Origin of the sequence: Coleofasciculaceae cyanobacterium, assembly GCA_036703275.1 — a bacterium.
Taxonomy (GTDB): domain Bacteria; phylum Cyanobacteriota; class Cyanobacteriia; order Cyanobacteriales; family Xenococcaceae; genus Waterburya.
The window spans coordinates 20,621-33,895 of sequence record DATNPK010000107.1; the positions used below are offsets into that span (position 1 = coordinate 20,621).

Here is a 13,275-nt window from a genome sequence, read left to right on the forward strand (position 1 = left end):
AGCGACTGCTGATCGACAGGTGAATTGATGTTAAGTCTTATTATATGGTTGTCTTTGAAAAAAAGGGAGTTTATCTTGATATTGCACTTTGAACTGTAGATTTTTTTCTCAGGCAAAGTAGCAAAGAGGTTTTAGAAAGAGTTTTTCAAGATAAAAAACACAAAATTTATTTTTTTTGATGCACAATCAGATATTTTTGGGAAATCTATATATAGAAATCACACATATTAATTTCTTGAATTTATTATGGGTTTATTTGATGAATTTTCCAGTGTTCGTACCGCAAGAACTACTGATTTAAGTCCAGCAGAATCTTTTGCAGGAATTATGTTAGCAACTATTGCTGCTGACGGATATCTTGCGGATGAAGAAATTCGCAACTTGATATCAACTTTGTATAGAATGAAATTGTTTCAAAGTTATCCTAGCGATCATGTTTCTAGGATGATTGACAAACTAATGAAAATTATTCAAACTCAAAGTGCAGGTTCATTATTAAAAGTTGCAGTTTCATCTCTTCCAGAGTATTTACATGAAACCGTTTTTGCTGTGGCAACTGATTTAATACTTTCTGATGGCGAAGTTTCCGAAGATGAAGAAGCAGTTTTATCAAAACTCTGTAAATCTTTATCAATTTCTCAGGAAACAGTTAATCAAATAATCAAAATTATGATTATAAAAAATAAAGGATAGATAAAAAATTTTAGTGATGATACAAAGAAGGAAAAGTTTAAAATTTCATAGCTTATTGTAATTCATTAATTTTGCTTTTCCTTCAACAATTTGTTATTTGGCTAATATAGCAGCAGTTATTAATTTATTTTGATTTTTGTTCCAAAAATTGTTTCATGTTTAATTAGTTGTTTTAACTGAGCAGTCGTACTAAGATTTATCAGTTTTTACAGCAAAGGACGCTCACACTAACTAACTATCAATCTAAATACGTCATGACAAAGAGTATTGATTTCCAGTCACCAGCTGATTTTACTTAGCTTCTTCCAACTGATCCAAGCGCAACCAGACATTAGGAGTAGGAACATAAAACTGAATTAGAGCATATTCATCATTTAGCTCTAAAATCTGCCCTTTGCTGTCGAATAAATAAGAGGGAAGCCTAGCATCACTTGCCTTCGCTTCTAGACTGCCTGCGATTTTTTCTTTAACTACACGAACTAGTGAACCTTTTTTAATGCCTGCCATAGTTATTGACTGTGATTATTGTGCTAATTTCAACTTAAATTATATAGAGTTTGGTCAACCTCTATAGACTGACATTAAGATAGTGTGATATCTTCCCAATGCTATTTGCTGCTTCGGCACAGTGATTGCAGCCAGTCTAGTAAAAGTGAATTAAATATTTCTGGATACTCATCATGGGGACAATGCCCAGCATTTTCTAATTCTATTAATTTTAAACGAGTATTGAGAGAGGCGATCGCCTTAGCCTGTCTGGCAGGTATCATTTTATCTTGCAGCCCCCAGACCAAAAGCATTGGCACCTCAATTTGAGGTACTAAATCTCTAACTGATTTGGCAAAACTAGCTTTTCTGATGCTGCGCGACAAACGAAACAAAGTTTGCTCAGATCCTCGATCATAAGCAGGGCTAGATAAGATTTCTACCAATTCATCGGTAACAGCTTCTTTATTAGGATAGGCTATTGCTGCCCATTTACGAATTATCTTGGGTCTTCTAACTAGTTTAAGAATACTTTTGATTAATAAAGGAGAGGCAAATAAGTTTTCAATAGCAGTTACTAGAGGACTCATCAGAGGCGGTAGCATATCTTCTCGCACCGATACATCGGGTAAACTGATCATGACTAAACCCCTAACCATTTCAGGATAAGTAGCTGTGGTGTTGAGGGCAACTAACGAACCAATGGAGTTACCTACTAAAATTACTGGCGTACTAATAAAAGTTTGCCAAAAATCATGGACTTGTTCTGTCCACAAAGCTGCACTGTAGTCTATATCTGCCTTTCTCGATGCCCCAAAACCGAGTAAATCTATAGCGTATACGGTATGTTTTTGAGCAATGACAGGTAAGTTGTGGCGCCAATGTTCGATGCTGGCACCAAAGCCATGAATAAAGATGATCGGAGGATATACACTGGAAGCTAAATTTTTTTTAGCTCTGAGGTAACTATAACGAGTCTGCCATCCTCGCCAAACCCAGTCTCTTTGGTTACCAACACGCTCTTGCCAAGCTTGGTATATAGTCAAATTACTTACTTAAAAAATATTTACACGATAGACTTGCACTATTCAAAGTGTATCTAATACTAGATTGAAGATAAGCCAAAGTCGAAAATAAAACTAACTTAATATTCTATTAATAACAAGATCGGTAAAATGGGAGATGATACGAGTTTTTATCATCAATAATTTTTAGTTCACATTATCACTAACATAAAAGGAAAGACAAAATACGCCTGTGAGAGATAGAAGACGCAGTAACAATAGTCGCGATCTAACCAAAACTAACGAAAGAATTCGCTTCCCCGAAATTCGTGTTATCGACTCCGAAGGTGAGCAACTAGGGATCATCACCCCAAAAGAAGCTCTCGCTAGAGCTCAAGAAAAAGGCTTAGATTTGGTCTTAGTTAGCGAAACCGCCAAACCCCCTGTCTGTAAAATTATGGACTACGGGAAATATAAGTACGAGCAAGATAAAAAACTAAAAGAAGCTAAGAAAAAACAGCACAACGCTGACGTTAAAGAAGTGAAGATGCGTTATAAAATTGAAGAGCATGACTATAACGTGCGCGTCAAAAATGCTCAGCGCTTCCTTAAATCAGGAGACAAGGTTAAGGCAACAATTAGCTTCCGTGGTCGAGAAATTCAGCACTCTAGGTTAGCGGAAGATTTGCTGCGTCGCATGGCAAAAGATTTGGAAGAGTATGCTGAAGTACAGCAGTTTCCCAAAAGAGAAGGTCGCAACATGATGATGATGCTATCACCGAAAAAGTAGTTGATGCTTTGGTACAGATTTTAAGGATTGATTTTGGCTTTAATTGATAAGCTTTGCGCCTGGAAAATTTCTCAAAGTTTTTCAAAAGCAGATAGAGAAGGGCAAGTTGCTCTTCTCTTTTTATATTTTGATTTAATTTGCTTAAGAGTCAATCAATTAACTTTGGTTAGCTTTAGTATCTTGAACCGCGATCCAAAATAAAATTACCGTTAAGGGAATGCTGGCAGCCAAAATCAGACCAGTCACCATGCTACCTAACTCTGGATTGCCAGAAGATAGTTCAAAAACTGAACCCACGGCTGCGATCGCACTAATGCAACACAACAGCAAGCATACACCACTTTTCGGTGTCATTGAAATCATTTGATTAACTCCTCTTGTTGTCAGCCGATTTTATTTATTTACTTTTTCACAGGCTTTACTGCGCTAACAGCAAAACCATTTTTGTTTAACTCGTCATTTAGAGCTAGGTTATTTTCAACTCGGTCTACAAACATTACACCATTAAGATGATCCATTTCGTGCTGAATTGCACGAGACAGTAAACCACTAGCTTCCAGTTTACAGGGTTTACCTAATTCATTTTTATAAGATATTTCAATCGTATCAGGACGAATTACTTCTAAATAAACTCCAGGGATGCTCAAACAACCTTCTTCGGAGTTACAAAGGTTGTTACCAGAGTTGATGATTTTAGGGTTAATCAAAACCAGGGGAGGCTTATCTGGCTGGTCTAAATCAATATCAATGACGATAAGCTGCTTATTAATACCTACTTGAGGTGCTGCTAAACCTATACCATCAGCACTATACATAGTTTGCAGCATTTCTTTAATTATATAGCGAAGCTGGTCATCCACTTTGGCAATACGTTTAGCAGGTTGGCGTAAGACGCGATCGCCTAAGTAGTGAATATTTAATGGCGGTTGTGCTAATTTTTTCTTTTCTACTGTTACAACAGTGGTCATATTATCCGATAGCGCAATCTAAATTTTTCTTATTTATATTTTATCGCTAATTAAAAATTATCTTATGTAATAACCAGGAGGGCATAATCAACTGCCCAGTAAGCAAGAGTAGCGATCGCAAAAACAATCAAATTTTGGTAGTCCTGTAGAAGTAATGATATAGCAAGTGAATTATAGATTAGGACGTTAGTTATAAAACGAGCTAATAGCTGCGCAAAGCATGGCAATCCTGCGTCGACGGGTCTTAACCTTTGCTTTGAGTGCTATATTTCTGTGGGAGATTCAACATAGTAGGCAACCTCACCGCTTTCTTGGATGTAGTCTGGGGATTCGCTCCAAAAATCTTTTTCTTCGATTGAAGGAGTATAAAAATGTGCATCTAACTCAGCATTATAAAAGCGATATAAAGGAACTGTTCCTTCTACCTGAGTGTCATAACCATAATAAGGAATCCCTTCAAAAGTGTAGTTGTCTAAATTCTCTTCCACAAAAGCTTTTTCAGCTTCGTCAACAGTATAAAAATGTACCCCTGTATTAGTGTTTAAGAAGCGATAAACAGGACTCATTCCTGTAATATCTTCCCCTGCTTCTGGTATGGGCAAACCAACAAAAGATATTCCTTCTAATTCATATTGGGGCAAGTTTTTGAGAATCAAATCCCGTTCAGCTTGATCGGTGGTATAAAACTGAGTTTGGGTATCAGTCCTAAAAAATCGATAAACAGGAATTCCCTCACCATCAAAGGTATCTGTACTAATGTTGTCATCAGTTAGATCGGCAATACCAAATCTCATCGTATTTTCTCCCTGCTGCACTGGAGCAACAATAGTTAAGACTGAACTTACACCATCCTATTCGATGCCAAGAATATTGGCAGTGTTGTCGAAGAAATTACCTAATTCTGAGTTGCGATCGCTCTTTGCTCAATCTAGCTTAAATAGGTGTAGCTATTGAGAGTACTGGCATAATTTTGCAGTAATTTTTGGGCTTCTGCCAAAGTTATTGTTTGATTTTGCAAAGCCGCTTCAGTACGACGACGCATAGTTTCCAGTAAGTCCTTACTGTCATACTCTACATAGCTTAAAACTTCTTTGATCGTGTCTCCCCGTACTACGGATTCAACCTGATAGCCCGAGGGAGTAACTTGGATATGCACTACATTAGTATCGCCAAATAAGTTGTGTAAATTTCCCATAATCTCTTGATATGCGCCGACTAGAAACATCCCTAAGTAATAATCACCAGGCGATCGCGAAGTACGATCTACGGCATGAAGTTCTAAAGTATTTTTAGTTTCTTTGGGGTTAATAAATTGATCGATCTTGCCATCACTATCACAGGTGATATCGGCTAAAATGCCTTTGACGGTAGGTCTTTGATCGAGACGATGAATCGGCATAATCGGAAAAAGCTGGTCGATTGCCCAGGTATCAGGAACAGAGCGAAAAATTGATAAATTGACATGATAAGTAGATGCCATAATCTGAGGCAAGTCAGCTAATTCATCGGGAACACGATCGCAACTTGCCATAATTGCCGAAATCTTGTGACAGCAAGCCCAATATAGCTCTTCGGCTTTAGCTCGTTCAACTAAACTGAAATAGCCGAAGTTAAATAAACTCAAAGCTTCTTGTTTAAACTGAATCGCATCATAATAGCTCTCTTGGAGATTAACTTGGTTAATTCCCTGATAGGTTTCCCAGAAATTTTTAATCACCAAAGGTATGTCTGCTTGGGGTAAACCGACATCAGGACAAGATACATCACTAGTACTCAAAACATCAAACACCAATACCGATTGATGAGCAGCGATCGCCCTCCCGCTTTCACTGATTAAAGTAGGATGTACTACCTTACCGCGATCGCAAGCATCTTTTACCTGCGCCACAATATCGTTGGCATAATTCTGCATATTGTAGTTTTTGGAAGCAGGAAAGTTAGTTTTTGAACCGTCGTAATCGACTGCTAATCCTCCTCCTACATTGAGATACTGCATATTTGCACCCAGTTTGACTAGCTGCACATAGATTTGGCTAGCTTCGCGGATCGCATTTTTGATTACCCCGATGGCAGAAATTTGTGAACCAATATGAAAATGTAATAGTTGCAAACAGTCTAACTTGCCCAACGTTGCTAACTGGCGTACTATCTGTAAAATCTCGGCAACGGTTAAACCAAACTTAGCGCGATCGCCTGTAGAATTTCCCCATCTGCCAATTCCCTTATGGTTTAGCTTGGCACGTACCCCCAAAATTGGCTGGATATTTAACTCTTGGCTAATAGTTAATACCAACTCTAATTCTTGAAGCTGTTCGAGTATGATAATTGGTTTTTGCCCCAGCTTGGTTGCCAGTAAAGCAGTTTCTATATATTCGCGATCTTTGTAACCATTGCACATTAATAAAGGTAATAAAGGTTCTTGGGCTTCTGCTGATGACAAACTAGCCAAAGCAATAATTAATTCAGGTTTAGATCCTGCTTCTAAGCCAAACCGATCTTGTTTGCCGTGGTGGACTAAAGCTTCAATCAAATGGCGATTTTGATTACATTTGATCGGAAAAACTCCCTGATATTGACCCAAATAGCTATAGCGGGCGATCGCTTGTGCCATACAGCTATGTAGCCTTGCCATGCGATCGGCCAGAATATCGGGAAACCGAATCAAAAGAGGTAAACTGATGTTGCGCTGTTTCAGAGATTCAATCAACTCTACCAAATCAAAAGCCTTACCCTGTGTACCTTGAGGCGAAACAGTAACGTTTCCTGCTTGATTAATTGCAAAATACGGTTCTCCCCAACCTTCAATATTGTAAAGTTTGGCACTGTCTGCAACTGTCCAATTATCATTACTGTCTGATACTAAAGAAGACTTGACTACGGCGTTCTGAGGCTGTTTCGGCTGACTAGATTTAGACTGACTATCGACCATCGAAGATAAATTACAACACTTTCCACAAATATTAAATATTTAAATATTATAGTGACTACGTTCACTGATTATTTTTCTACGGGCATAGTATTGCCAAAAAAAAAGCAGAAATAACTAAAGCGAGCGCCAGATTTTAGATTACCAGCTTGATAAGTTCTCTGACTTATTTAAAAAAATTGAATATCCTCAACCGCTTGTTTGGGCTTGAGTCATCATTTAAAGAAGCAAGTCAGTCCTTTTAACCGTAGGTGTTTAGTAATTTCCGTAAATTTAGTCTGCCAGGAAAGTTTTACAATCAAAACATACGACCAAATAAAATTTTTTTTATGTTGCGCAAAATTGTAATTCTATTAATGTCATTGTCTTTGTGCTGGACTACCGTTGGTTGCTCTGGCTCATCAACCTCAATATCAACACCATCTTTTGATAATAATACTAGTACTAGTGTTCCTGCTGCACCTACCTCAATTAGTGATGGTACATATCCCGTGCAGCAAGCTACCTACGATGATGTTACTGGTGAGTATAGTTTAATGCTATTAAACACTCCGCCTGGAACTCCTCCCGTACTGCAAACAGAACAGCTACAGATGGCTCGAATCGGCGAAGAAGACGCAGCTAATGGAAGCAAAACTTATCTTCAGGTGAAAAATGGTCAACCTGTGATGTATTTAACTGAAAATTTCAAGATCGAATATGTCCACAATGTTACAGAAACGAGAAACGATACTCAATCTAGTCAACCTCAGACTGTAGTAGTTAGAAGAGAATCAAACTTCTGGAGTCCTTTTGCAGGAGCTTTGGCGGGTCAGGCTATTGGTAATATGCTATTTAGACCTCAATACTATGTCCCTCCCGTATATCAGCCAGGAGGAGTTATGACTGGTTATGGTGGTTATGGTAGTACCTATACTCAGGCGGTCAATCGTTATCAAGATCGTTATAATACTCCCCCAGCAGCAGTCAAAAACCGTCGTACCCTTAGAACAACTGGTGGCATCCGCAATGCAGCCAGCAACAAGGCTCGTAAAACTATGAAAAATAATAGTCGCTCTACAGGATCTGGTGTAGGTTCTAGTACTCTGCGTTCTTCAGGGAAAAATACTAAACAGTTTAAACGTCCTAGCAGTTTTGGTAGCAGCGGCATCAGAAGACCAAGTCGCAGCTTTAGTGGGGGACGCAGAAGAAGGTAAGTTAATTAAATATTAATTAGCGATCGCTCTTATTTAATGGCGATCGCTAATTAGCAGTAATCAAAGATTTAGTTGGAGGCGATTAAACTGACTGACGACTAAGTTTTTTAAATCTGTCTCGATTACTCGATTAAAGGATCGTGACGGTTTTGCTGCCAATATTGCTCGACATCTCCATCATAGTCTTCTTGGATAATACCACCGAGAATACCGATTGCTTTGGCATTACCGCCGTAGGCTTGATTAATTTTGGCGAGCGCTCGAACATTCTTGATTTGACAAGCAGCAAAATACCGTTGCCATGCTGCTAGATCCAAGCCTGATAGACGATAATTTTATTACCCCGATCAACTAAATCTTCAAGAGTTGCGATCGCATTTTGTCGACCAACAAAATCTTTATTCTCTGATTTAAGCGAATTATTAGGTGAAGTTTCTGGCTTTTCGGACACCACTATTGCTAACCGAATTTAACTGTCTTTTGATTAGACTACGAAAATTGCTTTTAGTAACTTTTTTACCCCAGGCTTGAGACAGCAACTTCCACAAAAGTGAACCTATATCCTCAGCGTGTTCTTCTGTACAGCCATATTCATCAGCAATTTTTAAATATTTCCTACCTTGCCAAACTTGAGTAATAATAGCTTGCTGTAAATCGCTGAGGTGTTTATTTGTCTGTAGATAAACTTCTCAATCTATCAGAATTACTGCTGCTTCAACATCCATATTAAACAATATTGCTTTAAGTAGCGATCGCTGATTGATCTTCTCTATATATTGGCAATTAGTATCAATTTATAGTTTTGCCTAGCTCAAAGTATCTATTTCTCTAGTTGTCAATCTAGTAAAAAGCTCAGCGAAACAATACGACTTATGATAGAAGTGACTCCTTTAAATTTTTTATAAGATATAAGTGCATTCAAGCAAAGTATTGCACTGGATGGGGGTTGTACCGTTGTGACCCATTGCTGATAGCCGAAGGAGAGCGAACTGGCAGGCTTTCAGACAGTAAAAATTAAGTTAGTTCGGTGTAGAGTTTTTATCGCTTCCTCTACTTAATTGCTACCGAGGGAAGGCGCAACCCTTCATCAAAACGGTCTTAGGTAGCAGACGAAAATCTTAATTAATATTCAATTAATAAGTATTAATTACAGTTATTTTTTCAACCTATATTTATAATGAGTTGAAAAATTTTTGTCGGCGATTGGTGATTTAGAAATCAATTGCTGGTTACTGTTTGAGTGATTAATTTTACCAAGGCAAAATCTCTCCATTAGCGTGCCAAAACGTTCCCGTATTATTTAGATTTAATTCCTCAATACGAGCCAGTAAGCCCTTAACTGAAGTTTCAGTAGTGATCCCAGAGTCGGTAAAGCCAGTCATGCGAGTTTTGACCAAACCAGGATGTAAAACCGCCACCGCAATTCCCTGATGCTTGAGATCGTGAGCTAAAGACTTTCCTGCCATTGATAAAGCTACCTTAGACATCCGATAACCGTATGAGCCACCAGAAGTATTATCATTAATTGAACCCATACGACTTGTCATTAAAACAACTTTCGAGCCAGAGGCTAAGTTAGGCAGTAAGGCACTAGTCAATCTTAAAGGCGCGATCGCATTTACCTCAAACTGCCGACGAATACTCTCAAAATCGAGATTGGCTAAACTGACTCGTTCCACAATTCCCGCATTGTTAATTAAAACATCGATTTTTTTGCCATCTAACCTTTTGACTAAATCTCGAACGGCTGATTCAGAGGTAAGATCGACATTTACTTCAATTTTTACACCTAAGTTTTCTAATTCTGTTGAAGGCGATCGACAAACAGCAATAACCTGATTTCCCTGCGCCTTAAGCTGACGGCAATATTCTAAACCAATACCTCTGTTTGTTCCCGTAACTAAATAAGTTTTTGTCATTCTGAAATTGCTAATTTAAAGTGTGAACTCAATGTTACTGTTCCACGCTTATACTTCGTTTACCAAAATTACTCGTCTGGCGATGTTTTTGGCAAATCATCCTGGTTCACTGCATCAGTTTCAACAGCTTCATCTATTTGCAAGATAGGTTCTGATGCTTTATCTGGGAGAAAGAAAAGTCGTTCTTTACCTCGGTCAAAAAATTGCCGTGAGCCACTATCAGAATCAATAAAAAGACTCGGCTGTTGAATCGGTTTGATATTGTTAAGTTGACTAGAATTAAGATTATTTATATTTGGTGTATTATTACTTGTCGTTCCAGACGGCAAGTTCTGGGCGCGAGTTATTTGACCAGATAAAATTATAGGTACTGCGAGCGAATATGGGGTTGATTTAATTAGACACTTTTTTAGAGTATTAATGTTTAATTGCCTGAGAAAATAATCCCACATTGCTTATTCCTCATTAAACTTTATTTATTTTAATCTTAGCTAAACAATGTGACGGCTGAAATCTAGTACAATATAATTATTGTTGACGAAAAAATCAATATATTGAGCGAGACTTGATTTCTGTGCGGGCAAAGCACTACTTTGCTCTTACTTGCTCGTAACTAATTCTTAACCAAAGTTATTAACTTAACGAAAATAAATAGGGGATTCACCCTATAATCAAAAATCAATTTAGAAAGCTTTAAGGCGGTCTGTAAACCTTTTGTGTTAGAATTTTCGAGTATTTTTTCATAACGCATCAAATTCAAAGCTAATCAGGCATTTTTCGGAGGAACTACATGACTACCACTTACGATGCAGATCAAATTCAGGTTCTGGAGGGACTCGAAGCAGTACGCAAACGCCCAGGGATGTATATTGGTTCAACAGGACCAAAGGGGCTGCATCACTTAGTATATGAGGTGGTGGATAATTCCATCGATGAGGCACTCGCTGGTTTTTGCACCCATATAGAAGTTGAGATTAATTCTGATGGGTCAATTACCGTAACTGATGACGGGCGAGGTATTCCTACAGGGATTCATTCTAAAACAGGTAAGTCTGCTTTAGAGACTGTAATGACTGTGCTGCACGCTGGCGGTAAATTTGGCGGCGCAGGAAGCGGTTATAAAGTTTCTGGTGGTTTACACGGGGTAGGTGTATCTGTCGTAAACGCCCTGTCAAAATTAGTTGAGGTTACAGTCTGGCGCGACAAAAAAGTTTACCTGCAACGCTACCAACAAGGTAAACCTCAAGGGCAATTAACGGTACAGCCTAACAAAGAACAACCTAAGCGTACAGGAACTTCAGTTCATTTTATTCCTGACGATACTATTTTTACCGAAACAACCGTCTTTGAATACGAAGTTTTGGCAAAGCGGTTAAAAGAACTAGCCTATCTCAACGCAGGGATTAAGATCACTTTTAGCGATAATCGTGAAGCAGAAATACGTCAAGATGTTTTCTGTTACGAAGGTGGTATTAAAGAGTATGTCGAATACATGACCATAGAAAAAGACCCCCTGCACCAAGATATTATTTATGTCAACAGAGAAAAAAATGGCGTAACGGTTGAAGTTGCTTTGCAGTGGTGTATCGATTCCTATAGCGATAATTTGCTAGGTTTTGCCAACAACATTCGTACTATTGATGGCGGTACTCACCTTGAGGGGTTAAAAACTGTTCTGACCAGAACAATGAATACCTTTGCTCGTAAGCGCAATAAGATCAAAGATAACGAATCTAACCTGGGAGGAGAGAACATCCGCGAAGGTTTAACAGGTGTCGTCTCGGTTAAAGTACCCGATCCTGAATTTGAAGGACAAACTAAAACCAAACTGGGTAATACAGAGGTTCGGGGAATTGTCGATTCTTTAGTTGGGGAAGTTTTAAACGACTATTTAGAGTTTAATCTCAACGTCGGCGATGCCATTATTGAAAAGGCAGTTCAGTCATTCAAAGCAGCTGAAGCAGCCCGCCATGCTAGAGAGTTAGTTCGTCGTAAATCGGTATTAGAGTCATCTCCTTTACCAGGGAAACTAGCTGACTGTAGTTCTCGCGATCCCGAAGAGTCAGAAATCTTCTTGGTGGAAGGCGATTCTGCGGGTGGTTCGGCCAAGCAGGGACGAGACAGAAGATTTCAGGCAATTTTGCCCCTCAGAGGTAAGATTATTAACATTGAAAAGACTGATGACGCTAAGATTTATAAGAATAATGAGATTCAGTCAATGATTACTGCCCTGGGTTTAGGTATTAAAGGAGACGAGTTCGATCCTGCTCAATTACGTTATCATCGCATCGTAATTATGACGGACGCTGATGTTGATGGGGCCCATATCAGAACTCTACTCCTAACCTTTTTCTATCGCTATCAGAGAGCGTTAGTAGACCAAGGCTATATTTATATTGCCTGTCCTCCTCTGTATAAATTAGAACGGGGACGCAACCATCAATATTGTTATAGCGATCGCGAATTACAACAGTGTATTAATGAATTTCCCGCTAATGCCAACTATACTATTCAACGCTTTAAAGGGTTAGGTGAAATGATGCCTCAACAACTTTGGGACACGACTATGAACCCTGAAACCCGCGCCATGAAGCGCGTAGAGATTGATGATGCAGCCGAAGCTGATCGCATTTTTACGGTTTTAATGGGCGATCGTGTTGCGCCTAGAAGGGAATTTATTGAAACTCATGCGCCCAAGTTGAATTTAGACGACTTAGATATCTAACTTGTGTCGTTTTACTCATAAGTTTAAATATTTACGCATAAGTTTAAATATTTTACTTATAAGCTTAAATGTTAGGTAGAATCTAGGGTATCTCACGGAGATCATAAACGCATGAACTTGTTTCGGGCAAAAGACCTCTAACAATTATAAGAGATACCCTTATCTTATGACTGTTTCTAAAAAGCTACGCAGCAATCGCGGATACAAGCAAACCGTTGGCAATTTCAGTAGTTACAAAATGAAGACGAGTGTTTGGTATGATTGTGCACTCAAAAGAGATTTTATGTACTAGCTGGAATTCGATCCAGATGTTGCCTCTTATACAACGCCAGCAACTTTATTCGATCATTACGAGTTAGGTAAACTCAAACAATACGTTCCTGACTTCCAAGTTATTCGTCGTCAGAAAAAACAAATTATCGATGTTAAATCTCAAAAAACACTCTTTAGCGATCGCTATAAGCTACTGCACCAGTAATTATCAAATATTTGTTATGGTAGCGAATGGACATTTGTCGCTTTAAGCGAGTCACAAGTGCGACAAGAACCAATCTTTTCAAATATCAAG

The 13,275-nt window shown here is 38.5% G+C and carries 14 protein-coding genes; 4 read left to right on the top strand and 10 right to left on the bottom strand.

Features of this window, described 5'->3' with window-relative positions; genetic code table 11:
- The first annotated feature begins 246 nt into the window (after nucleotides 1–246).
- The gene (locus V6C71_23640; protein ID HEY9771449.1) at nucleotides 247–693 is read left to right on the top strand and encodes a tellurite resistance TerB family protein; all 447 of its coding nucleotides are present in this window, start codon (nucleotides 247–249) and stop codon (nucleotides 691–693) included.
- Between the two features lie 291 nt (nucleotides 694–984).
- On the opposite strand, the gene V6C71_23645 is transcribed toward V6C71_23640, so the two are convergent.
- On the bottom strand, nucleotides 985–1,200 hold the full coding sequence (locus V6C71_23645; protein HEY9771450.1) for an NAD(P)H-quinone oxidoreductase subunit O: 216 nt from the start codon (nucleotides 1,198–1,200) through the stop codon (nucleotides 985–987).
- A gap of 101 nt (nucleotides 1,201–1,301) precedes the next feature.
- Nucleotides 1,302–2,225 (bottom strand): alpha/beta fold hydrolase, encoded by a 924-nt coding sequence (locus V6C71_23650; GenBank protein HEY9771451.1) that lies wholly within the window; start codon nucleotides 2,223–2,225, stop codon nucleotides 1,302–1,304.
- 211 nt (nucleotides 2,226–2,436) lie between these two features.
- Here V6C71_23650 and infC point away from each other — a divergent pair, with 211 nt between their 5' ends.
- On the top strand, nucleotides 2,437–2,973 hold the full coding sequence (gene infC / locus V6C71_23655) for a translation initiation factor IF-3 (protein ID HEY9771452.1): 537 nt from the start codon (nucleotides 2,437–2,439) through the stop codon (nucleotides 2,971–2,973).
- 156 nt (nucleotides 2,974–3,129) lie between these two features.
- Here the strand turns inward: infC and V6C71_23660 are convergent, their stop codons facing one another.
- From V6C71_23660 to speA, 4 genes are all read right to left on the bottom strand, one after another.
- Nucleotides 3,130–3,336, bottom strand: coding sequence for a hypothetical protein (locus V6C71_23660; protein HEY9771453.1), 207 nt, complete (start codon nucleotides 3,334–3,336; stop codon nucleotides 3,130–3,132).
- A 38-nt stretch (nucleotides 3,337–3,374) separates the two neighbouring features.
- Entirely contained in the window at nucleotides 3,375–3,941 is a 567-nt protein-coding gene (def, locus tag V6C71_23665) for a peptide deformylase (protein HEY9771454.1), read from the bottom strand.
- A 263-nt stretch (nucleotides 3,942–4,204) separates the two neighbouring features.
- Nucleotides 4,205–4,735: a hypothetical protein gene (locus V6C71_23670; GenBank protein HEY9771455.1), complete on the bottom strand. Its 531-nt coding sequence runs from the start codon at nucleotides 4,733–4,735 to the stop codon at nucleotides 4,205–4,207.
- 134 nt (nucleotides 4,736–4,869) lie between these two features.
- Complete coding sequence (gene speA, locus V6C71_23675; GenBank protein HEY9771456.1) at nucleotides 4,870–6,870, bottom strand: biosynthetic arginine decarboxylase; 2,001 nt, start codon at nucleotides 6,868–6,870, stop codon at nucleotides 4,870–4,872.
- A gap of 326 nt (nucleotides 6,871–7,196) precedes the next feature.
- Between speA and V6C71_23680 the strand changes: the two genes are divergently transcribed.
- Entirely contained in the window at nucleotides 7,197–8,063 is an 867-nt protein-coding gene (locus V6C71_23680) for a hypothetical protein (GenBank protein ID HEY9771457.1), read from the top strand.
- 122 nt (nucleotides 8,064–8,185) lie between these two features.
- On the opposite strand, the gene V6C71_23685 is transcribed toward V6C71_23680, so the two are convergent.
- The 4 genes from V6C71_23685 to V6C71_23700 all read right to left on the bottom strand — a co-directional run bounded on the left by V6C71_23685 (nucleotide 8,186) and on the right by V6C71_23700 (nucleotide 10,434).
- A complete protein-coding gene (locus V6C71_23685) occupies nucleotides 8,186–8,380 on the bottom strand; it encodes a hypothetical protein (protein ID HEY9771458.1) in 195 nt (64 codons plus the stop codon).
- Nucleotides 8,371–8,514, bottom strand: coding sequence for a hypothetical protein (locus V6C71_23690; GenBank protein ID HEY9771459.1), 144 nt, complete (start codon nucleotides 8,512–8,514; stop codon nucleotides 8,371–8,373). Before V6C71_23690 ends, V6C71_23685 begins: the two co-directional genes overlap by 10 nt.
- A gap of 799 nt (nucleotides 8,515–9,313) precedes the next feature.
- Nucleotides 9,314–9,982: an SDR family oxidoreductase gene (locus V6C71_23695; protein ID HEY9771460.1), complete on the bottom strand. Its 669-nt coding sequence runs from the start codon at nucleotides 9,980–9,982 to the stop codon at nucleotides 9,314–9,316.
- A gap of 68 nt (nucleotides 9,983–10,050) precedes the next feature.
- Nucleotides 10,051–10,434, bottom strand: coding sequence for a hypothetical protein (locus V6C71_23700; GenBank protein ID HEY9771461.1), 384 nt, complete (start codon nucleotides 10,432–10,434; stop codon nucleotides 10,051–10,053).
- A gap of 338 nt (nucleotides 10,435–10,772) precedes the next feature.
- On the opposite strand from V6C71_23700, the gene gyrB reads away from it, so the two are divergent.
- A complete protein-coding gene (gene gyrB, locus V6C71_23705) occupies nucleotides 10,773–12,707 on the top strand; it encodes a DNA topoisomerase (ATP-hydrolyzing) subunit B (GenBank protein HEY9771462.1) in 1,935 nt (644 codons plus the stop codon).
- The last annotated feature ends 568 nt before the right edge of the window (nucleotides 12,708–13,275 follow it).

What these genes read in the sequence shown, in the direction of transcription:
- V6C71_23660 (HEY9771453.1), bottom strand. Translation starts at nt 3,336, where the DNA reads ATGATTTCAATGACACCGAAAAGTGGTGTATGCTTGCTGTTGTGTTGC.
- V6C71_23640 (HEY9771449.1), top strand. Translation starts at nt 247, where the DNA reads ATGGGTTTATTTGATGAATTTTCCAGTGTTCGTACCGCAAGAACTACT.
- V6C71_23700 (HEY9771461.1), bottom strand. Translation starts at nt 10,434, where the DNA reads ATGTGGGATTATTTTCTCAGGCAATTAAACATTAATACTCTAAAAAAG.
- V6C71_23680 (HEY9771457.1), top strand. Translation starts at nt 7,197, where the DNA reads ATGTTGCGCAAAATTGTAATTCTATTAATGTCATTGTCTTTGTGCTGG.
- def (HEY9771454.1), bottom strand. Translation starts at nt 3,941, where the DNA reads ATGACCACTGTTGTAACAGTAGAAAAGAAAAAATTAGCACAACCGCCA.
- speA (HEY9771456.1), bottom strand. Translation starts at nt 6,870, where the DNA reads ATGGTCGATAGTCAGTCTAAATCTAGTCAGCCGAAACAGCCTCAGAAC.
- V6C71_23695 (HEY9771460.1), bottom strand. Translation starts at nt 9,982, where the DNA reads ATGACAAAAACTTATTTAGTTACGGGAACAAACAGAGGTATTGGTTTA.
- V6C71_23670 (HEY9771455.1), bottom strand. Translation starts at nt 4,735, where the DNA reads ATGAGATTTGGTATTGCCGATCTAACTGATGACAACATTAGTACAGAT.
- gyrB (HEY9771462.1), top strand. Translation starts at nt 10,773, where the DNA reads ATGACTACCACTTACGATGCAGATCAAATTCAGGTTCTGGAGGGACTC.
- V6C71_23645 (HEY9771450.1), bottom strand. Translation starts at nt 1,200, where the DNA reads ATGGCAGGCATTAAAAAAGGTTCACTAGTTCGTGTAGTTAAAGAAAAA.